The organism is Actinocatenispora rupis (assembly GCF_016861975.1).
Taxonomy (GTDB): Bacteria; Actinomycetota; Actinomycetes; order Mycobacteriales; family Micromonosporaceae; genus Actinocatenispora; species Actinocatenispora rupis.
This window is the reverse complement of record NZ_BOMB01000043.1, coordinates 6193-30340: the sequence shown is the minus strand read 5'-3', so window position 1 is coordinate 30340 and position 24148 is coordinate 6193. Positions and strand designations below refer to the sequence as shown.

2 protein-coding genes are annotated in these 24148 nt (G+C 75.6%); both read left to right on the top strand.

The features are described 5' to 3' along the window. The first annotated feature begins 1 nt into the window (after nucleotide 1). The gene (gene eccCa, locus Aru02nite_RS31425) at nucleotides 2–3964 is read left to right on the top strand and encodes a type VII secretion protein EccCa (protein WP_203663774.1); all 3963 of its coding nucleotides are present in this window, start codon (nucleotides 2–4) and stop codon (nucleotides 3962–3964) included. After that, nucleotides 3957–24104: an amidoligase family protein gene (locus Aru02nite_RS31420; protein ID WP_203663772.1), complete on the top strand. Its 20148-nt coding sequence runs from the start codon at nucleotides 3957–3959 to the stop codon at nucleotides 24102–24104. Before eccCa ends, Aru02nite_RS31420 begins: the two co-directional genes overlap by 8 nt. Nucleotides 24105–24148 lie beyond the last annotated feature (44 nt).

The window sequence follows — 24148 nt, the reverse complement described above, 5'->3', positions numbered from 1 at the left end:
GATGACCCGCATCGCGTTCCACCGACCGGCGCGGCTGGCCACCCCCGAACCGCCAACGCAGCGGCTTCCGGTCCCCGCGCCGCCGCAGCGCACCCGGTACAACGGCGGGACGACGTGGCTGACGCTGCTGCTGCCATTGCTGTCGACGGTCGCGATGGCCGGCTACCTCATCTCGTACCAGCGCCCGCTGCTGATGCTGCTGGGCGTCGGCTTCGTCGTGCTGTCGGTACTGGCGACGGTCGGCGTGCGGTGGCAGATGCGGCACAGTTCCGACGCGGCGGGCCGGCGGGCGCGCGAGCGGTACCTGGATCTGCTGGACGAGGTGCGGAACACGGCACGGGCCAACGCGGCGGTGACGCGGCGGGCCGCCGTGCAGGCGCACCCCAGCCCGGAGCGGCTCCTGGCGATCGCGCGGGCGCGCCGGCGAGTGTGGGAGCGGCGGAGGACCGACGGCGACTTCCTGCGGCTGCGGCTGGGCGCCGGGCGCGGCCCGCTGCCGGGTCGGGTGGAACTGTCCGGGCGCGGCGATCCGATGGCGGACGCGGACACCGATCTGGCGGCCGAGGCCGAACGCCTCGCCGCCCGGCATGCGACCGTCGGTCGCCAGCCCGCGTGGCTGGACGCCGGTGCCTGCGGCGTCGTCAGCCTCGTCGGTACCGAGGAGCAACGGCGCGGCCTGGCCCGCGCGCTGGTCACCCAGGCCGCGGTACTGCACGCGCCGGAGGACGTGCTGGTCGCGGTCCACGCGGGCGACGCGACCGACGAGTGGGACTGGGCGAAGTGGCTGCCGCACACCCGCGAACCGGGCGCCGGTACGTCGCTGATCGCCGCCGACGTCCCGCGTCTCGTCGACTTCCTGGAACGCGAGCGCGACCGGGCCCGCGACGAGGCCCGCGTCCGACGCGGCACGTTCGGGTCGGACCGGCAGGCGGGGCCGAGCCGCCGGCTGCTGCTGGTCCTGGACGGCTACCGGCCGGACGCGGACTGGGCGCGCACCGAGGTACTGGAGTCGTTGTGGGCGGAGTCCGGTCCGGAGCTGGGCATCACGATCGTGTGCCTGTGCGCCGGGCTCGACACCGAACCGTCCCGTGTGGACGGTCGGGCGACGGTGGCGGACGGCGTGCTGCGGGTCACCGGCCGCTGCGCGGAGGTCGAGGCGGCGACGCCGGACCTGCCGGATCCCGTACTGTGCGGCCAGATCGCGCGCAGCATGGCGCCGCTGCGCCTGACCGAGGACCGTACGCCGGTGCTGTCGCGGATCACGACTCTGCCGGAGATGCTGGGCGTGGCGGACGTCGGGCAGCTCGACCCGCGGCGGGGTCGGGTCCTGCCGGGCGACGCGGACGTGCTGCGGGTTCCGGTCGGCGTGGACGGCGAGGGCGAGCCGGTGCTGCTCGACCTGAAGGAGTCGGCGCAGCGCGGCATGGGACCGCACGGGCTGGTGGTCGGCGCCACCGGCTCCGGCAAGAGCGAACTGCTGCGCACCCTCGTCACCGGTCTGGCCGCGCGGCACGGGCCGGAGCTGCTGTCGTTCGTGCTGGTGGACTTCAAGGGCGGCGCGACGTTCGCCGGGGTCACCGACCTGCCGCACGTCGGTGGCCTCATCACCAACCTCGCCGACGACCTCGGCCTCGTCGACCGGGTCCGCGCCGCGCTGGTCGGCGAGCAGCAGCGCCGGCAGCGCCTGCTGCGCGACGCGGGCAACCTCGACTCGGTACGCGAGTACCAGGTGAAGCAGGCGGCGGGTGGGACCGACGTGCACGGCGAGCCGCTGGAACCGCTGCCGTACCTGGTGGCGATCGTGGACGAGTTCGGTGAGCTGCTCTCGGCACGGCCGGACTTCATCGACCTGTTCGTCCAGATCGGGCGGGTCGGCCGGTCGCTCGGCATGCACCTTCTCCTGGCCACGCAACGGCTGGAGGAGTCGCGGCTGCGCGGCCTCCAGTCGCACCTGTCGTACCGGATCTGCCTGCGTACGTTCTCGGCGGCGGAGAGCCGGGTGGTGCTGGGCACGCCGGACGCGTACCACCTGCCGCCGGTGCCGGGCTCGGCGTACCTGAAGGTGGACGAGAGCCAGTACCGGCGGTTCCGGGTGGCGCACGTGTCCGGTCCGTACCGGGGCGCTCGTCGGTCCGCAGTGGACGACGATGCGGTGACGGTCGAGCCGATCCGGCTGCGGCCACCGGCGATCGAGCTGTCCGACGCGCCGGCCACGCTGCCCGACGTCGACCCGGACGCTCCCACCGAACTCGCGGTCGCGGTACGCCGACTGTCCGGTGTGGACACACCAGTGCACCAGGTGTGGCTGCCGCCGCTGCCGCCCCTGGTACCGCTCGGCGCGCTCACCGGCCCGATCGCGCCCGACCCGGACCGTGGCCTGGCCGCGGCCCTGTGGCCCGCCGCGGGCGCGCTCGGCGTACCCGTGGGGGTGGTGGACCTGCCGGAGGCGCAACGGCAGGAGCCGCTCGTGCTCGACCTGTCCGGCCCGCACGGCAACCTGGCCGTCGTCGGCGCGCCGCAGTCCGGCAAGAGCACCCTGCTGCGCACGCTCGCGGTGGCCGGAATGCTCACCCACACCCCCGACGAGATGCACCTGTCGCTGATCGACTACGGCGGCGGCTCGCTGCTGCCGCTCGGCGACCTGCCGCACGTCACCGGCGCCGCATCCCGACTCGAACCCACCCGGGTACGCCGGATGCTGGCCGAGGCGATGCGGCTCGTCGTCGAGCGCGAGGAGCTGTTCCGGGCCGAGCGGATCGGCTCGATCGGCGAGTTCCGGCGGCGCCGGCAGGCCGGCACGTTGCCCGCCGGTACCCGGACCGCGGACCTGCTCGTGGTCGTCGACAACTGGCCGGCGCTGCGCGGGGAGCTGGATGACGCGGACGCGTACCTGGTGGAGCTGGGGTCACGGGGACTCGGCGTCGGCGTGCACCTGGTCCTGTCGGCGAACCGGTGGGTGGAGATCCGGGCCAACCTGCGCGACAGCATCGGTGGCCGGCTCGAACTGCGCCTCAACGACCCGTACGAGTCGGAGGTGGGGCGGGCGGTGGCGCGCGTGCTCACCACCGCCGTACCGGGGCGCGGCGCGACGGCACCGGGGGTGTTCTTCCAGGCGGCGGTCGCGTGCGTCGACGAGCCCGCCGGCGACCTCGGCGCGGCGCAGGCCGAGCTGGCCGCCGCCATCGCCGCGAACGCCCGTGGCCGGACCGCGCCGCGGGTGCGGATGCTGCCGGACAAGCTGACCGCCGCCGACCTCGCCACGCCCGGCGCGATCGGCCTGGACGAGACCGACCTCGCCCCGGTACGCATCGACCTGACCGCCGGCACGCCGCACCTCCTGGTCTTCGGCGACAGCGGCGCCGGCCGCTCCGAGTTCCTGCGTACGTGGATGCGGGCGACGATCGAGGGGCGCACCGACGACGAGGTGCGCTTCATGGTGGTCGACTACCGGCGGTCCCTGGTCGACGCGGCGCCCGACGACTACATCGGCGCGTACGCCGGGGATCCGACCGCCGCCGCCGAGTACGCCAGGCAGCTCGCGGCCAAGCTCGCGTCCCGGCGCCCGCCGACGACGCTCGGTGCCCGGCAGCTCCGCGAGCGTTCCTGGTGGGAGGGCCCGGAACTGTACCTGGTGGTCGACGACGCGGACATGGTCGGTGGCGGCGCCTCGTCCCCGCTCGCGCCGCTGGTGGAGTACCTGCCGCAGGCGCGGGAGACCGGCTTCCACGTCGTCCTCGCCCGGCGCAGCGCCGGCGCGGCCCGCTCCCTGATGGCCGAGCCGCTGCTGCAACGGCTGCACGAGCTCGGCGCGGACGGGCTGCTGATGTCCGGCGACCCGCGCGAGGGCGTACTGCTCGGCGGCCAGCGTCCGGCACCGCTGCCGCCGGGCCGCGGGATGCTCGTACGCCGGGGTCACCCGGCCGTGCTCGTACAGGTCGCGCTGGACGACAGCGGCCATGGGTGACGGCCACCCGCCGGACGCCACCTCCGAGGCGCCGTGGGGGTCCGGCCCCGACCAGAACGTCACCGGCCCACCCGCCGACGTCAACGCCATCTACCAGTACGCCCAGCTCTGGCTCGAACTCGGCGACCTCGTGTACGAGTACGCGATGGTGCTGGTCGGCACCACCAACGCGATGCACTGGCACGACGACGGCCAGGGCGCGCGGACCGCCGCGGTGCAGGCCGCAGCGGTGGTTGGCGACATGCTGTCGAACCCGGCGCGGGGGACGCCGACGCCCAGCGCGTGCCGGATGCTGTGGGACGTCGGCGAGACGATCAACCACATCGCCGACCGGCTCGTCGAACAGCAGCAGCAGGAAGACGCGCTGTTCTGGGTGAACATGATCATGTCGATCATCTCGGTCGTCCTGATGGCGATCGGCCCGCTGATGAACATGCTCAGCGCGACCGTACTGAAGGTCGTCGGGAACGTCCTCACCGCCGTGCAGCAACTCCTCACCAAGATCGCCACGCTGTTCACCGACGCGGCGTGGGCGAAGACGTTCGCCGGGTTCGCGGGCGGCGCCGTCGAGGGCGCGGCGGTGAGCATCGCCCTCGACGTGACCGTCAAGGAGATCGTCTTCCACTCGAAGGGCCTCACCCCCGACTTCAGCGGCGAGGAACTGGGTACGGCGGCGGCGACCGGCGGCGCCTTCGGCGGGTTCGCCGGACTGCTGCCGGTCGGCAAGGACGGGCTCGGCCTGGCCACCACCGCCGACCACACCCCGCCGTTCCCGTTCACGCTGCCTGGGCGCGGCAACCGGCCCGTCCCCACTGTCGCCGAGCCCGGCGCGGGCGGCGTGCCGATGCCACCCCCGCTCGGCGGAACGACGATGAAGCTGCCGCCCCAGCTCGGCGCCGGACGCAGCCTGGCCACCGACCGACCACCCGTCACCCCTGACCCCACCGAGCCCACCGGGTCCGTCGGCCAGGCCACTCCGCCCGGCACGAAGTCGACCGGTGCCGCGACACCACCCCCGGCCACACCGGTCGGGGCCGACGGCGCCCATCCCGCCACGACACCATCGGGTACGCCAGCGCCCGGTGAGACCGCGCCGGTGGGCGCCGCGGCGCCCACGGTGTCCCGCGGGTACGCGGCGGATTCCCAGGTGGCGCAGGGCGTGTCGGCCAAGTCGGCGGCCGTGGACACGGAGGCGTCCGGCGCCGGCCCCGCCGGCACGTCGCGTCCCGGTACGGAGACCCCAACGGCCGCAGCGGGCCGCCCCAGGGCGGTCACCGAGCCGGCTCCCGCCGCACGGCCCGCGCCCGCCGCGAAGTCCGAGGCGATCACCCCGGCACCGCTCGCCAGGTCCCAGCCGACCCCGACACCGGCCGCCAAGCCGGAGCCGTCCGCCACCACCGTGCCGTCCGCGAAGGGTGATCCGGCCGCGGAGCCGGAGTCGTCGTCGGCACACGCGGAGACGTCCGCGGCGGCCGCCACGAAGCCCCACTCCGCCGCGGATCCGGCGTCGTCCACGGGACCGGCGGACGGCGCGTCGGCCGCCGCACCGAAAGCCGACGCGGTATCCGCCGGTACGCCCGTGCCCGGTGGCGGCATGTCCAGGTCCGACGGGACGACGGCGGCCGGTGCCGCGGCGCACGGTACGCCCGGGGTGCACCGGCCCGGCGGGGCGCACACCGAGGAGGCACTCGCGCCCGGCGCGGCGCACAACGACGCACCGTCAGGGTCCGGCCGGACACACGGCACCGAGGCGTCATCGGGCGGGGCGGCGGGGCGCGTGAAGCAGGCAGTGCGCACGTACCTGGACGCGATCGGGCGACACCGTACCGCGATGCGCTCCGGTACGCGGGAGGAGCAGGCTGCGGCGCGGGCGACTGTCGAGAGCACGGAACGGGGCGCGCAGGAGGCGTTCGGGGCCTGGCACGGCCGGATCACCCACGAGCAGGCGATCCGGGACGCGGACGCGACGCTGCCGGTCGCCCTGCGGTGGTTGAAGCAGCACCAGAAGCAGGCGCCGCAGGCCGTGCGGCAACTGGCGCTCGACAAGCAGGAGGACCAGCTCCGGCAGCAGGTGAACGACGCGTCCGACGCGCTCGACCACGCGTTCGAGACGATGAAGGCGACCGCGGCCAACCTCGCCGCCGCAAAGGCCGACGCGGCGAAGATCGCTGACCCCACCGCAGATCCGCCCGGCGCCACCACGGCGAAGGCGGGCGGCACCGGGGATCCCACCGGGGCCACCACGGCGAAGGCGGGCGGCACCGGGGATCTCACCGGGGCCACGACGGCGAAGGCGGGCGACACCCGGCAGACCGGCGATGCCACGTCGAGCGCTGCGAAGGGCGCCGACTCGGGAGGCGCCGGCGGCGCGAACGGTGCCACCGAGCATCCGGCCAACGAGCCGGGCGCCGGCGCGGCGAAGGTCGGCGCGGACGAGGTCGCGACGGCGCGGGAGGACGTCGCGACGGCGGAGAACCGGCTGCACGAGAAGTACGACGAGGCGGACGACCTGGCCTTCCGGTACGCGCGCGACGGCGGCGGCCCGGACCGGGGTGCGCTGGGCCGGGCGCGGCGGGACGTGCACGACGCCCTCGACGCGTACGTGTCGGCGCTCGCGCGGCTCGGCCGGCTGCGCGCCGGGACCGGGGGTGGCACAGCGCACCTGGGCGGCGGCAACGACGGTGGCACGCCGCATCCGGGCGGTGCGGAGGTCACCCGCTGGGAGCGGCGGTTCCACGACGACACGGCGGCGTTCGACGCGGCGTACGACCACGGGGTCGAGACGCTCGGCGCGCTGCACCGGTTCCTGCGACAGGGTTCGCCGTCCAGCCCGCGGGAAGGCGCCCCCGTCGAGCCGACACACCCGGCCGTACCGGTGCTGGTGCGGCGGTTCCTCGACGCGAAGGTGGCGTACCAGGATCTGTTGCACCACAAGGTGCTCGCGGCGGAGCGGAGGTTGTCGGGAGCGGAGGACACGCTGGCCGCGGCGCACCGGAACCGGGCCGGCGACGACGCGGTCACCGCGGCGCTCGACGCCCGGCAGCACGCCCGCGACGCGCGCGACGCGGCGCAGCGGGAGTACGCGGGGCTGTTGCACGACGCGGGCGGGACGCTGGTGCTGCGGCCGCTGCCAAAGCACGTGCCGGATCTGACCCCGTTCCAGTCGGACCGGTTGGCGGCGGCCAGGTCCCGGCTGACCGAGACGGCGCACGACGTCGCCACCGCGTACGCCGCCGCGCACCGCGACCCGCACGTCGAGCACGTCAACGGTACCGATCTCGCCGCGGTGCAGCAGGCGCGCGACGCGTACGAGGGGGCGGTCGCGACGACCAACGCGTCCTTCGACCGCGCCTTCGACACGCTCGCGGCGCTCAACCGCCCGCCCGGCAAGGCTTCCCCGCCGCCGGGCCCCCGGCTGGTACGCACCCGCGACGAGTTCGGGTCCGCGCTGGCCGACGCCCGCGGAGCGTACGACACGCTGGCGAAGGCGGACCGGATCGCGGTGGCCGACCCGTCCGAGCGCAACGCCGCGGCGCTCGACGCGGCGCGGCGCGGCACGATCCGTCCGTTCCAGCGGCTGAACCGGGCGATCGAGTCCCACGCCCAGGCGATCATGTCGCACGAGCGGGGCGGCAACGGCTTCCCGGGCGGCCGGCGCGGCTCGGCCATCGCCGGCGTCGTCGGGAGGCTGCTCGACCGTTCCGCCCTGGATTCCGCCCTGCGCACCGAATCCGGTTACTACGCGACGCTGGAGAGCGTACGCAACAGCCTCGGCCGGCACGCATCCTCCGACGAGCTCCCGGCCACCCACGCCGACGTCACCGTCAGCACCGGACCGTCCGGTGGGAGCGAACCCTCCCGCGGTACCAGGGGATCCGGTGGCGGGGGACCGGCCGGCGCCGGGAGGGGCCCCGGGGCCGGACCGTCCGGCAGGGGCGGCCCGGGCGGTGGCGGCACGGCGGCGCGACCCGGCGGTGGTGGATCGAGCGCCGGGCCGTCCGGGCGCGGTGCACCCTCCTTCGGTACGGCAGCCCCCGGGCCGGGGCGCGCCGGCGGTCGGTACGGCCGCAGCGAACGTGGTCCGGCCGACGACGAGGCGAAGCAGGGCCCCGGGCCGGAGGACGAGAACGGCGGCCTTCCGTTCGGGCGGCCCGACACGTACCAGGGGGCGACGGTCAGGGAGGTGTCCGGGGACGGGGTGACGGCGCTGACGGGGGTCGGCCACACGTTCCCGGACGGGCCGTCGCCCTCGCCGGTCACCCGCCGCTTCGACGTCGACCTGGACGGTACGCCGGCGACGGTCACCGTCACCGACTCCGTTGCCGGGTTCGAGGTGCGTCGGGTGGAGCAGGGCCTGTCGCCGACGGCCCGCCCTCCCCGACCGGTCGACCCGGCGCACGACCTGGTGCTGCCGGACGACCTGCTGCCGCCGAGCCGGCCGGGCGACACGCCGTTGGCCGACGGCGCGGTGTTGCGCGGCTTCCGCGAGGCGTACGAGCGGGCGTTGCGGCAGAGCATCGAGCGCGGCATCGCCGACCGGCTCGGCGACCGGTCGCAGGCCGCGGTGGCCGACCGGCTCCGGGAGATCGGCGAGCGGTTGGACCGCGGCATGCCGTTGGACGACGACCAGCGCGCCCTCCTGCACGACCTGGACCACGCGCCACCCACCACCGTCGCCGACCGCGCCGATCCCGCGCCGCCACGGCCCGCGGCCGTCGATCCTGCGTCGCCCGCCGGCGGCCCCGGCCGGGCAGCGCCCGCGGCCACCGTGACCGGCGCTGGCGTACGAGGTGGCGGGGGCATGCGACCGTCAGGTGCCGATGCGCCGGATTCGGTTGGTGCGACGGCGGATCCGGCCACGGTGTCCGTGCGCCCCGACGGTGACGCGGCGGTGCCGGTCGCCGGCGTGACACCGTCTGCGCCGGGTCGCACGGCCGCCAGCGCCGCGCCGAACGCGGGTGCCGCCGCACGACCGCCGGGCACCGATCGCGGCTGGATGGCGGACGTCATCGACCGTACGGCGCGGGGCCGGGAGCTGACCGGCGAGCAGTGGGCGGCGCTGCGGCGGGACGCGGCGGAACGGCTGGCGCACGACGTCGACGCGATGGCGGGCCCCACGACCCCGACGACCCACCGGGAACGCGACGCGACGCCAACGGTCGACGCCTCGCCCCGTCCGGGGTCCGGCGCCACCACCGCCGGCGCCCCGCACGCCCCGGCCGCCGTCCCCGACGGCACCCCGACCGACGCCGACAACCCGAGCACACCAACCGATACCACGCCTGCCGCGACGTCCGCCGCGCCGATCGGGTCGCCGGAGACGCCCGCCGTTTCCACGTCAGGGCACGCGTCCGCGCTGCCCACGGATTCGGCGTCCGCCCCGGCCGGCCCGGTACGGGTCGAGCGCGCGGTGACGGTGCTGGCGGCGGGGATCCCGCGCAACGAGCTGCCCGGCGTACCGGAGCTGGTGCGGCTGCTGCGGGAAGAGGCGAGCCGGCTCGGGGTGACCGTGCCGGCGCGGGAGTGGACCGAGCTGCCGGCGGTGCTGCTGAACAACTACCGCTACCTGACCGCCGGGTACGTGGTGTCGCTGGGCGGGATGGAGGTGAAGGTGACGCTGGCCGCGAGCGATCCGCGGGCGGCGAGCGTCGATGCCGGTACGGGGACGCTGACGGTCGGCGACACCACGAACTCGCAGTTCCAGACGGGCGGGCACAGCCAGGGACACAGTGGACAGACCGGCTCGACCCGGATCTCCGGTGGACTCACGCTGACGCAGGCGGTCGACGGCGGGTTCGGTCCGCTGCGGATCGGGGCCAGCGCGACCCTGACCCGTAACCGGACCAACCGCGGCAGCAGCCACCTGGCCGACGCGGAGAAGGGCAAGGTGTTCAACACCCGCGGCCCGTCGACGCTCGTCTCGCTGCGGGCGACGTGGCGGGTCGCCGCGCGTACCGACGACACGCCGTGGGCGGACCGCCCGGTACGGCAGCGGACGCCGGCGGCGCGGCTGGCCGTGTGGATACCGGACCAGGTGCTGCGCGACACCGAACACCGGGTGTCGGCGACCGTGGCGCCTGCCCGTCTCGCGGAACTTCCGGACCACTTCCACGCGACGCAGCTCTCGGGCCTGCCGGAGCTGTACGACGCGGTCCTGGCCACGATGGCTGCGCAGGGCCACCCGCTGCCGGTCGTCGGGGTGGCGCGGCGGACCCTCCGCGACGAGCTCTGGAACCTGGACACCCATCTGGCCGTCGCGGTGAACGAGGGCGGCTTCCCGATCGACCTCCGCGACGAGCGCGGCAGGCCGGTCGCCCGCGTCACGGTACGCGCGACGCGCGGGGACACCGCCCCGGTGGGCGCCACGAGCGACGTCGCGCACCTGGAGAACGTGCGCACCGCGATCAGCGGGATGGGCGGCAACACGGACCTGACCGACGGGCTGGACCTGAGCGCGCCGAACGTGTCGGTCGTGCTGCCGGGTGAGTTCGGCAGCACGCTGGGTGTCGGCGTGACCACGTCGACGTCGTCCACGGACGGCAGCAGCGGCAGCCGCAACGGACTGTGGGTCGTCGTCCCCCGCTACGCCAGGCACGTCGCGTCGTACCGGATGGGGTTCGCGCTGTCGGCGGACGTGTCGCTGCGGGGCGTGCCGGATCTGGCGGCAGTCGAGCCGGTGGACGCGACGGCGCTGGTGTCGCTGCCCGAGCCGGACGCGTACGCGGCGGGGCTGCCGGTCGACGCCGCCGCGCTGCCCGAGGAACTGCGCACCGACGGGGCCGCGTACCAGGCGAACGTGATCCGGGAGACGACGAAACCGGCGGGGACGCGGCCGGCACCGGCGCACGTGCGGGCCGGTCGCGGGGTCGGGCAGGGGTTCGTCAAGCTGGCCCCGGGCGGCATCGACGCGCTGCGCTCCGGCGTCGTGGACGTGTTGCGCGGCAAGGGGTTCCTGCCCGCGGACGACACGCACCCGTTCGCGCCGGACCGCGCCGGGCGGCGTCCGACGCGGATGAAAGCGAAGCTGGACAACCTCGACCTGGTCGACCGGATGCTGTCCGCGCAGGGCCTGGAGTCGCACTACAACGCGATCCACCAGGACGGCATGCGGTTCACCGTGAAGCGGCCCGACGGCCTCGGCGGCGAGCTGTCCGCCACCGTCGTCGTCACCGCGACGCAGGACCCGGAATCGCTGGCGTACGAGCGGACGACCGACGAGTACCACACGGTCAACCTGCCGATGGGCATGGGCTTCGCGGGCAAGGCGATCGCCGGCACCTCGCGCACCTCGTACGGGGTGAACTGGTCGGGCGGGTGGGAGCACCTGAAGGCGTTCCTCGGCGGCCTGGGCTACTTCGCCGCCACCTCGGTACGCCAGCAGACCACGCACATCACCAACATGCCGGGTCTGCTGGAGTATCCCGGCGCCGCGGACGTCTTCCGCACCACGAGCAGGTACTCCGCGCGCATCGAGTACCGGAACCCGCGGATGTTCGCGCCGGTGCCGGCGGCCGAACCGGGTGGGTCGGCGGACATCGCCGGCACGCTCCACACGCTGCCGTGGGGCAGTACGGAGCCGACCGGCGACGCCCTCGGTACGCGGGAGACGACGCCGGCGCACGTGCTCGACCAGGCCGTCGTGTACCACGTGGACGCGTCCGGCCTGACCGGCGCGCTGGCCGACCTCGCCGGGAACCTGACCGGGCGGCGCGGCCGGGAGGCGGGGACGCTCGCCGCGTTCGGCGGCACGGTGGAGACACACGCGCACTTCAAGGAGATCGTGCGCGGGCAGTACACGACGGACGCACCGTTCGAGGCGGGGCTCGTCACCACGACCACCGCCGCGGCCGACATCTCCGCGACGCTGCGCCGGTCGGACTTCCTCGACGCCACCGACGACAAGTACGTCGTCGGCCTGATCAAGCTCTACCTGGTGCAGGCGAACAGTGCCGCCACCGAGCAGCACGGCCTGTCGCTGGAGGCGAAGCTGGCGCCCGGCACCACCAGGGGCGAGCTGAACGGTCTCGACGCGTCGCTCGGCGGAACGCTCGACCTGGCCCTGTCCGGCGACCGCTCCGCGACCACCTCTCTCGCGCTGACCGGTGGTACCGAACACATCCAGCTCGACTTCAGCCGCGCCTACCTGTACCGGACGACGGCGGACTTCGCCGTGCGGTACGCGACGGAGAAGCACGGCAAGCTGCGCCTCGCCGACTACTCGGCGGAGGAGACGAGCGTCGCGGACCGGACCGTGCTGTACGTGCTGTCCGAGCCGGAGGCGCTGACCCGGTACGCGGCGGGCGACCTGCCGGTCCCCGCGACGCAGCTCGCCCGCACGCTGCGCGACTGGCTCGCCGGTACCGCGCTCGGAGCGGACGTGGTGGCCGGTGCGCTGCTGCGCTGGACGGACGTCGCGCCGGACGTGTCGCCGGGTCTGGCGGCGCTGCGCGAGGCGGTGGCCCACCGACTGCGCACCGACCACGCCGGGTACGTGGAAGCCGACGGCAACACCGGTCGGGACACCCGACCCGATCCGGCGAAGGCCATCTGGTCGCCCGACCTCCGGGCGCGGATCGCCGCCTGGCGGCCGGCCCGCGGTGGCGGTTCGACCGCGCGGCGGGCACCCGTGGTCGAACCGCGGCAGCCCGCGATGCCCGCGTACCTGGTGCGCGGGGTGGGGGAGCCGGAACTGCTCGGCCACGTCGGCGTCCGCCACCTGAGCTACGACGACGGCCGGACCGCGTACGACATCGTGAAGGAGGCGATCGACGCGGTCGACCCGAAGCTGCTCGCCAAGGGCACGGAGGTGTGGCGGGACGGGTCGCCGCTGTGGACGTGGGGTGGCGTGCGGAGCCGGTTGCCTTTCGCGGCAACGGATCAGCGGATGGTCGGCAGGCTCCAGACCGGCGTCGACGCGGTGCAGGGCCTGCTCGCCGGCGGCCGGGAGCAGGCGCTCGTCGAGGAACTGTACGGGCCGCAGGGGCTGCGCCTCCAGCTGGTCCGGCCGCGCGGCTGGTTCCTGCGCGAACTCGTCGAGGTACACCTGACGGTGCGCCGGACCGGCCCGCCGACCGTCACCGGCTTCACCCCGAACAGCGGCACGGAGAACTACGCCCACGCGTACCGGGGGACCGGGCGCGGCGCCGCGCAAGCCAAGGGCCTGGCGGTGCTGGGGGGGCTGAGCGGCGGCGGGCACGGCACCTCCGAGGGGGCCAGCTGGAAGGTGGGCACCAGCGGCAACCGCGGCGCGACGATCGGCGAGCAGAACACCGCCGAGCAGACCGCGTACGACTGGACCGGCCGCTACGACGTGCGCGTGCCGCACGAGTTCACGGTACGGGTGCGGCGGTTCGGCGGGCTGCGGCTGCCGGCGGTGCCGTACGTCGTGGGGCTCGACCGGTACCGGGGGATGCCGGTGCCGACGCTGCGCGCCCGGCCCGCGCCCGAGCCGGTCCGGGTGCCCGGCACGCTCGAACTCCAGGTGCCGCGCAACCTCGTCGACAGCGTCGTCGCCGGCCCCGCCGCGCTGTCGCACCTGCAACCGCTGGCGCGGCTGCCGCGCGACGCGTACATCCACGGGGTCGTGGCGGCGGACGCGTTGCCCCGGCTGAAGTCCGTGCTGCGCAGAGCTTTCCGGGGCGACCCGTGGCAGCGGGCGCCGAAGGTCGACGCGCACCCGACGCTGCCGGCGCTCACCTCGCAGTCGATGCTGACCAACCACCTGCCGTACGTGCTGGGCCAGCGCTACCTGCTGGACGACAACCTGGTGATGCCCGGCGACGTGACCGAACGCGCCCGGGTCTGGATGACCGGCGAGATCGTCGACATCCAGGTCACCGACCGGATCGACGACGGCACCGGCACCGGCCGGTACGCCAAGTACCAGAGCGGCACCACCTCGTCCAGCGGCCGCAACCCGTGGAGCGGCACCGGACAGGCCACCTTCGGATACGACGCCGCCACGGCGCCGCCGCTGTCCCTCGCGCACGACCGGACGCACACCCGGCCGCAGGGCGCGTCCCACTCCGCCACCGAGAACGTCCGCGACGAGCAGCACGTCAAGCAGCAGGGCCCGGTCGTCGTCGTCCGCGTCCGCGGCACCTTCCGGTACGACGTGGAACGCTTCACCCGCACCGAGCACAGCCACGAGGCCGACCACCTCGCCGGCGCCCGGCGCCCGGGAACGACGTACCGGGGGGAGGAGTTCAGCGGCGAGGCGTCCGTCGAGATGTTCGTCGACGAGTACGAGGCGCTCGTCGCCCAGCACGCCGCCCGCACCGAGACCGGCACGTACGACCGGGCGTGGCCATCGTTCGCGGGCGCGCCGACGGTACGCACCGGCGACCTGCTGCGCGCGGCGGCCGGCATCGGGGTCGACACCCGCGGCCTGGTCGCCCGCGCCGGCCGCTGGCTCGGCGACCGGTACGGGCACGGCACCCCGCTCGTGCTCGTCCACCTCGACGCCGCGGTGGCGCTCGCCCGCTACCGCGCGGTCGTGGAGTGGGTCCGGGACACGGCCGCGGACCTGGCGTCGCGCGGCCAGGCCGAGCGGGCCGGGGCGCTGACGGACCTGGTGGCACGCGACCTGGCCAACCTGGCCGGCGAGCCCGATCCCGTACCGTCCACTGTGGACGAAGCGGCGTCCGCGTTCGCGGTCGGTGGGCTGGCACACCGGAACGGGGCACCGCTGGAGGACCGGGTCTGGGCGCTGCCGGGCACCCGCCGCGCTGCCGACCTGCGACGCCTCGACGACCGGGTGACCGCGCTGACCGTCGCGGTGAACGCCGAGCTGCCCGCCCCCGCCGCGCTGCCGCCCGAGGCGTCGCTGACCGCGCTCGACCCGACGTACCTCGCGCGCGACGTGGCGTACCAGCTGGGCGCGGCGGTGCTGCTGCGCCGCGTCGGGCCGGACGACACCACCGAACTGACCTGGATCTCGCCGCGGGGCTCGATGTACCACCACGATCCCCGCCACGCGACGCCGGCCGAGGTCGCCGCCGCGGCCCGGCGCGAGGTCGACCGCCTGGACGACGCGCTGCGCGCCCGCATCACCGCCCACGGCGTCACCAGCGGAGAACTGACCGCGCTGTACCGGACCGCCGGGCGCAGCGGCCTGACCTTCGAGCAGGCGGTACGCGCCGACCTGGGTCGCCGTCCCGCGCCGGAACTGCGCCGCGAGACCATCCGCGACACGGTGCACCGGCCGGACGCGGACGGCGGCGCGAGCGAGTGGACCGTCGCGTACGACGCGGTGTGGACCGAGGACCCGTACGGTGGCCCGCCGCACGTCACGCTGGAGACCCGGGTCCACCTCGACCTGTCGTCGGTGCCGGCCGCCGAGCGCGATCGGTTCGTACGGCGGGTGCGTGATGCGGTCGACCGGTACTTCAACACCGGGCACCGGCTGCCGGACGGCTCGCCGCTGTCGGTGTCGGTACGGTTCACCGGCCCCGCCGACGCCCTGCACACGTTCACCGTGCGCCCGTCCGGACCCGCCACGACCACGGAGCTGTCCGTCCACAGTGGACCGAACGAGATCGCTCACGAGATCGGGCACCTGCTCGGCCTGGACGACGAGTACCGCGGTGCCGGCCGGAACCGCCCGGCCTACCGTGACTCGACGCTGATGGCCGGCGGCGGCCTCGACGCCACCGGCAGTCCCGCGTACGACGCGGCCGGCGGGTTCCACGCCGTCGATCCGGCGGGCCGGCTGCACCCGCGGCACCTCTACCGGTGGTACCGGCGGATCAACCGGGGGCGGCTGCCGATGCCCGTTCGGCCCGGGATCGACGCGCTGCGGGCAGCTCCCCTCGGACACCGTCGGCCCGCGCATCCCCGCACCCTGCGGTACGCCAACGGAGTGACCGCCCTCGTCGAGCGCCCGACCCGCAGCCGCGACGACGCCACCGCGCGGGTCGACCGCGCCACCCGGTACTACCCGGACTCGTGGACGCTCGACGAGGTGCGCTACCACGTGACGCAGGCGTACCTGGACGCGGTGCGCCGGGGCACGGTGGACGCTGCGGCGTCCGGCGCGGTGCGGTGGCGCGGTGAGTACGGGGCCGTCTGGACCGAGGGCGTCGCGGAGAACGGCCGCATCCGCGCCTTCGCCCCGTCCCGCGACCAGGGCGGCGCGCGGCCCCTGCCCGCCGACGCGCCGCAGCGGCCAGCGCCGACGGGCACGGCGCTCGGTGCGGGCACGAGCGGCCGGACGGTCCCGCGGGCACCTGTCACCGCGAACGATGCGGGCACGAGCGGGACGGGGCGCGCGCGGCGGGTGCGGTTCGCCGACGAGCCGGCAGCGGTGCGACGGCCGCGGATGCTGCCGACCGCCGCCCAGGCCGCCGCCGCCCTGTACGCCCGGATCCGCGCCCACCTCGACCAGGCCGGCGTGGCGCCGTGGACGATCCGGATGGTGGCGGCCACGATCGAACGGCACCCGGCGCGGCACCTGCTGCTCACCCAGGGCCGCGACGTCGCGCTGCGCCGCCGCATCGGCGACGACGAGCTGTACGCCGTGATCGTCGACGCCACCCGCCATCTCGACACCGACGGCACCCGGTACGGAGACGTGACCATCCCGCCGCCGCTGGCGGAACCGGCCGCGTCGTTCGGCCCACCGACGGACCTGCCCGCCGACAAAGCCCCCCGGTACTGGACGCGCGGCGGGCTGCGGGACCGCACCCGGTACACGTTCAGCGGCACCGGGGTGGTGGCGGTGTCGTTCCTGGACCGTGGCGCCGAGACGGCCGAGTTCGCGCTGGTGGAGAGCCTGCTGCGGACCAACCACGCCGGGCGCAGCGCCGGCGACACGATCGTTCTGCTGCGGGCCGAGGACGGTGTACCGGTGGTGGACGGCGGGACGGTGACCCCCGACGCGCTGGCCGCGGTGCTCGACCTCGACCTGCCCGGCCCGCGCGGCGAGATCCGGCTGCTCGCCCGTACCAGCCGGATGTTCGCCAGCCGCCTCGCCGAGCTGACCCGCCGCACGGTCGTGACCTACGTCGACGACGTGTACGTCGCGCCCGACCCCGGCGCGGTCACCGCGGTCCGCGTCGTCCCGGCGACCGACGACGGCCCGGCCGCGGTGCTGCCCGGCCTCCAGTTCGTCGCCGGGTACGCGGGGACCGGGCTCGTCCACGGCTACCGCCTGCTGCCGCCCGCGCCCGGGGGCCGCCGGTGGTTCCCGCGGCAGGTACGGCGGGTCGGCAGGCACGCGCCGACCGGGTCGGCGACCGTAGCGCCGGCCGAGGTGACCGACCTGTTCGGCGACGGGACGCTCGCGTCGGTCGAGGCACGCTGGCGGCTGGACCGGCCGTACCACGGGGTGGACGTCGGCGACGGGACGGTCGACGTCGAGCTGGATCCGGTCGACGTGCGCGGTGCGCCCGAGTTCTCGCCCGGCGTCGAGCTGGTCCTCGTCGTCCACGACCCCGTCGACCGGTCCGACATCGAGGCGTACGCCCGGCGGCTGGCCACGGTGACCGGCTCGGTGGTGCACGTACCGCCGGCCGGCGCGCTGGTCGACGTGTCGCCCACCGGGCACGAGGTCGGCTCGTACTTCGCCGGCGACGAGTACGGCGCGCGGTACTGGACGACCGTCGCCCCGCCCGGCGCCGACCCGCGCTTCGTCGCGGACGGGCTGCGGCTGCGGCTCCGGCGGACGGTGCAGCAGGAGGCGCAGGTCGCCGGCACGGCGCTGTCCCGGGCGGTACGGGAGCGTCAGCCGCGCACCGCCCGACCGTTCTCCTACGTCGCGCGACCGGAGCTGTTCGCCGCGCACGGCGCCGACGCGCGCACCGCCCTGCTGGCGGGTCGGCACCCCGTGCCGCTCCTCCCGTCGCTCGCCACCACGCTGCCGATCGGGCTGGAGATCGAGTTCGTCTTCCCCGCGTACGACGGCGACGACTTCGCCGAGCTGCGGGAGCGGCTGCTCGCCGGGATCCGCGCCGCCATGGGCGAGGAGGGGCTGCTCGGGCCGGACCCGGCGCCGGACGACGCGCCGTACTCGGCGAACCCGGACCACTGGCGGCTCGTACCCGACCAGTCGGTGCACGGCGAGATCGTGTCGCCGCTGCTGACCGGATCCGCCGTCGCCTGGGCGAACCTGACGCGCGTCCTCGCGATCGTCCGACGGTTCGGCGGCGACATCGACCCGCGCGCCGGCGGCCACATCCACGTCGCCGTACCGGGGCTCGCCGCGGACGGCGCCCGGCTGACCCGGGTCGTGCGCTGGCTCGGCGCGTACCAGGACGTGCTGTGGCGGATGACCTCCGACCCGCACGCCCCGCCCGCCGCCCGCCGCGACACCCACTTCCGCACGCCGCTGCCGCCCGTGCCCCCGCCGATCGACGCCGACCAGCTGGTTCGCGACCTGAGCCGGGCCACGCGGCGCTACCCGTCGGTCAACCTGTCCGGCGTCACCGTCGACGTCCGCGGTCACCTGGAGCTGCGGTTCCCGGACGGCAGCCTCGACGCGCACGTCCTCCAGGCGCGGGTCAACCTGCTCGCCGCCGCCGTCGAGTACGCCCTCGGCAACGACGGGCCGATGCCGACCCACCAGGGCGTCGGCGACCACGTACGGCGCGGGCTGGGCCAGCGCCCCGCCAGCATCCACCCCGGCCCGGCGGGTCGCATGTGGACGGTCCACGAGCCGGAGCCGTCCGAGCAGACCGCCGGCGTACGCCAGCTGCTCGACACGATCCTGCACCGCGAGGAGGACCTGCGGCAGGCCGCCGCGCTCTACCACCTCACCACGTACGTGCCGGGCCCGCTGCCCGCCGACACCGTCGCGCCGCACCGGTGGCACGGCGTCGTCCCGTGGCGCGTGTACGACGACGAGTTCGCCGTCGAGTGGTGGTTCGGCGTGCTGCCCAGGGCGCTTCCCGCGCTGCGCCAACGGTTCCGGGGCACGCCGTTCGGGCTGCGGCCGCTGGTGGTCGGCGCGCAGACCTCCGGCCCGAACCTGCTGTACGGCGACCGCGGCCTCACCGCCGAGGTCCTGGCACGCGTCGTTACCGCGCGACACGACGCCGGCGAGCTGGGCGGGATCGACCACGTCGTCGTCCTGGCGTCCGGGTTCGGACAGGGCGGGGCGGTCGCGCCGGCACAGCAGCTCGCCGACCTGACCGGGCTGCCCGTCGTCGCCACCCCGTTCCCGGTCGCGCTGGCGTCCACCGGCGCGCTGCTGCTCGGCCCGATCCCGCCCGACCGCGACTGGCCCGACACCCGCGACAACCCGGACGCCTGGCAGGCCGGCATGTTCCGGTTCGTGCCCCGCGGCGTCGGCCACGCCGCACCCGTGCCCCTCGGTACGCTCGGCGCCCGTCGCCTCGCCGAGCTGCCGGCCGACCCGCACGAGTGGGAGACCGAGCCGTTCCTCGACCCGGTGGCGCGCGACGACGCCGTGTTCCTCGCCGAGCCCGACGACGAGGCCGCCGCGCCGGACGCCGTACCGGAGCAGCCCGCGCAACCGCCGGCGCCTCCCTCCCTCGGCGGCAGCGCGGCCGACGCGGCCGCCACGTGGTTCGACGACACGCTCGTACCCGACGACGAGGACGTGGTGCGGTCGTGGGAGGTGCGCTTCGACTGGTCCGAGCCGGGCGCGGACGGGCGCACGCCGTACGCGACGACCTCGGCGTTCACGCTGCAGGAGCTGGCCGGCCCGGCGCCGTCCCCGATCCGGCTGGACGTGGCGATCCACCTCGACACGACGGTACTGTCGGCGGCCGTCGCGGACGAGTTCCCGCTCGCGCCGGCGGCCGAGGTGGCGCGGGTCGTCGCGGCGCGCCGCCGGACCACCGCCGCTGCCGCCACCGCCGCCATCCACCGCACGTTCGACGGGCACCGCCTGCCCAACGGCTCCCCGCTGTCGGTACGGGTGCGGTTCGTCGCGGAGGTGCTGCTGGCCCACCACGTCGTCACGCTGCACGCCGGCGGCGCCCGGATGGACATGGTGAACTGGCCGGTCGGCCACCCGCCCCGCGGGTACGCGCACGAGTTCGGCCACATGATCGGCCTGCTCGACGAGTACCGGGACGCGCAGGTGGCGGGCCACCGCCCGGTGTACCGGGACGCGACGGTGATGGGCGCGGATGCGGTGCAGGACGGGGAGTCCGGGCCGTGGCGGCTGATGCCGCGGCACCTGCGGCGGCTCTTCCAGGTGCTGGGCGGCCGGGCCCGGATCGTGTTCGCCGACGGCGTTCTGGCCCGGGACCTGCGTGGTCACGTCCCGGGCACCGGTCCCGCGGCGGACCGGAGCCTCGACGACGGCGAGGCCGGCGACGCGGTCGGCGCCGACGCGTACTCCGCGCTCGCCGCGTTCGACGTGGCGCGGCGGGGCGGGCGGGCCACCGTCGCCCACCACGACGGCGAGGCGACGGTCACCTGGCACGGCCACCTTCTCGGCTCCGCGTACGCCAGCGCCACCGTCAGCCCGGACGCCGACGACGGCGCCGCACTCGACGCGGTACGCGCCTCCCTGCTCGCCGCGCTGCCCGACCACCACGGTGGGCCGTGGTCCGCGACCGTCGACGGGCACCGCGTCGAGGGCCGCCTCCACGCGGCCACTCCGTACCCTCCACAGTGGACGGACGACGAGGTCCGGTACCACGTGGAGCAGGCGTTGCTGGACGCCCACCGGCGCGGCCACCACCACCAGGTACGTCCCGGCGTCACCCGTTACGTCGGCGGGTACGGCGGCGTGCGCAGCCGGATCGACGTGCGGGCCGGCGAAATCGTCGCCTTCCGCCCGTACGGCACCGAACCCGCCTCCATCGCCCGGCAGCTCCGACCGGCCTCGCCGACCGAGCCGCCCGGGCCGGCCCGGCTGTACCGGCAGGTGCTCGACAGCCTCGACGCGCTCGGTGCGAGTACCGCGGCGGTGCGGGTGATCGCGGCGCGGGTGGCCACGCACCCGGACCGGGCCGCGCTCCTGGCCGACGGACGCGGCGCCGACCTGCGCCACCGGCTCGGTGACGCGTTGCTGTACACGATCATCGCCGACGCCACCCGCAGCCTCGATGCGGTGGTGTTGCGGGCGCCGGCCGAGACGTTCGGCGAACCGGCCGAGGTCGACGTCGACGGGCGACGGCGGGACGCCACGCCCGACGAGTTGCGCGCCGCCGTGCGCCGGACCGTCGTCGGCGGGCGTACCGTGCTCTGGCTGGCCACCGGTGACGCGGCCGTGGACGCCGCGGAGGAGGCGACGTCCCGCCGGCTCGCGGGCGCGAACCTGCCGGGACTCCCGGACGAACTCGCCGTGTTCCTCGCGTACGGGTACGACGGGACGCCGCTGCTCGGACCGCGCGAGATCCCGCCGACCGAGCTGGCCGGCCTGCTCCACCGGGAGTTCCCGGCCGGACGGCCGCCGCTGCTGCTCGCCGCGCCCGCCAGCCGCTACTACGCCACCATGCTCAACGGCCGGCTCGGCGTCGAGGTCATCGTCCCGGTCGGCGAGCTGTACCTGGACGCGACGACGGGCGTGCCCACCGCGGTCGTCCGTACCGGCGGGATCGTGCTGCCCGGCGCGCTGTACTCGATGGTGGCCGAGTCGGACGGTGAGCACCGCCTCCTGCCGCCGGTGCCGGATGGGCGGCACTGGCTGCCACGCGAGGTCCGACGCTCAGGCACGTACCGACCACGCGACACCGACCGCACCATGGCGCGCGCCGCCGTCGATGCCGGCCGCCCCGACCTGTACACGCTGGAGCTGACCTGGCGGCAGGACCGGCCTGCGTGCACGCCCGGCCCGGCGGAGCTCACCGAGTACGTGGTGGGCGTCGAGGACGCGGCGGCGATGCTGACCGGGGCCGGGTGGCGTCCCGGAACGGACGTCGCGCTGTCCCTGAGCACCAGCGGCGTCTCGCGGGGGAGCGCCAACAGCTGGCAGCCCTGGGTACGGCGCTGGGCGGAGCGGCTCGCCGCGTACCTGGGCGCCGCCGTGCACGTGCCGCCGCTGGGCACGGCGATCGACGCGACCGACGACGGCTTCGCGCTGCGCCACCTGGGCGGCGCGCCCCGGGTACATCCGAGCTGGTGGACCGCGATCGCCCCGCACGCCGCGCAGCGGTACCGGATCGACGGGACGCGGCTGCGGTCGGTGGCGAGCACGGTGGCCGGCGGCGCGGTCGCCCACCGCGCGCTGACCTCGGGTGCGCGCCACCGCGCGGCGCACCCGTCGACGCCGGCGAGCACGTCGCTGGTGGCGAACCCGGCGGCGTTCGCCGCGCTGGGGGACCGGGCCGCGCGCCAGGTCGCGGCGGGCCGCAGTCCGGTGCCGCTGCTGGACTTCCTGGCCAGCGGGCTGCCGTTCGGTCTCGAACTGGAGTTCATGCTTGCGCCCGGCCTCGGCGTGGACGAAATCCGGCAGAGGCGCGACGACATCGCGGCCGACCTGGCCCGGCTCGGCCTGAGCGCGCCGCACGGCACCGGCGAGTACACCGACCGGCGCGACGGTTGGCAGGTGGTCGAGGACGGGTCGGTGCACGGCGAGGTCGTCTCGCCGCTGCTGACGCCGGGCCGGTCCGCCTGGCTGGACCTGGCCACGGTACTGGCGGTGCTGACCCGGCACGGGGCGCGCATCGACCACCGTTGCGGCGGCCACGTCCACGTCGGGGTCGGCGGCATCGCTCGCGACGCCGCCCGGCTGACCACCCTGGTACGCCTCGTCGAGGGGTACCAGGACGTGTTGTGGCGGCTCACCAGCGACCCGCACGCGTCCGGGCTGGTCCGTGACGCGTACTTCCGGACGCCGACCGGGCCGGTGGTCGACCACGCCTCGCGGGACGCGCTGGTCTGGTCGATGAGCCGCGAGGCGGGCCTGTTCCCGGCGGTCAACCTGTCCGGCGTCTCGCCGGACCTGCGGGGCCACATCGAGTTCCGGTTCCCGGACGGCAGCCTCGACGCGTCGGTCATCCAGGCCCGCGTCAACCTGCTGCTCGCCCTCGTCGAGTACGCCGCGCACGCGCCGAGCCCGGACCTGCCCAGCTACCAGGGGATCGGCGACCACCAGCTGCGCGGCGCGTTCACCCACCCGGCGGCGCAGAACACCGATCTCGACGGCGCAGCGTGGACCGCCTGGCAGACCGAGGCTCCGGAACACACCCTCGGCGTACGGCGGCTGCTGGACACGGTGTTCCACCGGGACGAGGACCGGCACCAGCTCGCCGCTCTGTTCCACGTGACCACGTGGCGGGAGCCGCAGGTCGAAACCGTCCCGCCGGCGGACATCCAACCGTCCGTCACCGGCGCGATCGGATCGGCGACGTTCCTGTCGTACCTCGACCCGGACTCCGAACCGCTGCCCGTGGGGTTGCTGGACCGGATCGCGGAGTGGTCCGCACCCGGGGACGTCGTCGTGGTCGGGACCAGCTGGGGGTTGGAGCTGACCAACGGTGCCGAAGCGCTCACCGACGAACGCCTCGCCGTCACCATCGCCGCCGTGGCCAAGCCACACCGGGTCCTCGTGCTCGCTACCTCGTACGGCCGGGGCGGGTCGGTCGCCCCCGCGCAACGCCTCGCCGACCTGCTCGACCGGCCGGTACTGGCCACCGAACACCAGGTCTCCGTCGCGCGCGAGTCCGGTGCGGTACTGCTCGGCGAGTTCCCGTCGGGCGCGCACAGCCCGACGGGTCGCGCCGACATCGACCGGTGGCAGGACGGGCTGCTGGAGTTCCGACCCGGCGGCGGCGGCGTGCCGCGGCGCGTCCCCCTCGGCGTACTCGGCGCGGACCGGCTCGACGAACTGCCGGACGGTCGCCGCGACTGGCTCAGCGCGGTTTTCGGCGAGCTGCCCGCGGACGACGGGGGAGACGACTGGATCGACGAGTTCTTCCAGTCCAGTACGGCGCAGTTCCCGGACCCGCCGACGACTCCCGAGTTCCCGGAGATGCCGCAGCTCGTGGACCTCGACATGACGGCGGTACCGCTGCACTCCACGCCGGCCGACCGGGCGTCGTCCACCGGTACGGCGGCGCGGTCCGGCGACCTGGCCGCTGGGCCGTTCGACGGACGGCGCACGGTGATCCAGACGATGCCGCCGAGCGACGACGACCCGCAACGCCAACCCCTGCCACGCTTCCGCGGCTTCGACGCCGGGCCGCCCCCGAGCCCCGCGCGCGCCCCGGACGACGAGGACTGAACCGCCGGTACGAGCCGTGGCGGCGGACCCGAGCGCGGGCCGAG

What these genes read in the sequence shown, in the direction of transcription:
- Aru02nite_RS31420 (WP_203663772.1), top strand. Translation starts at nt 3,957, where the DNA reads ATGGGTGACGGCCACCCGCCGGACGCCACCTCCGAGGCGCCGTGGGGG.
- eccCa (WP_203663774.1), top strand. Translation starts at nt 2, where the DNA reads ATGACCCGCATCGCGTTCCACCGACCGGCGCGGCTGGCCACCCCCGAA.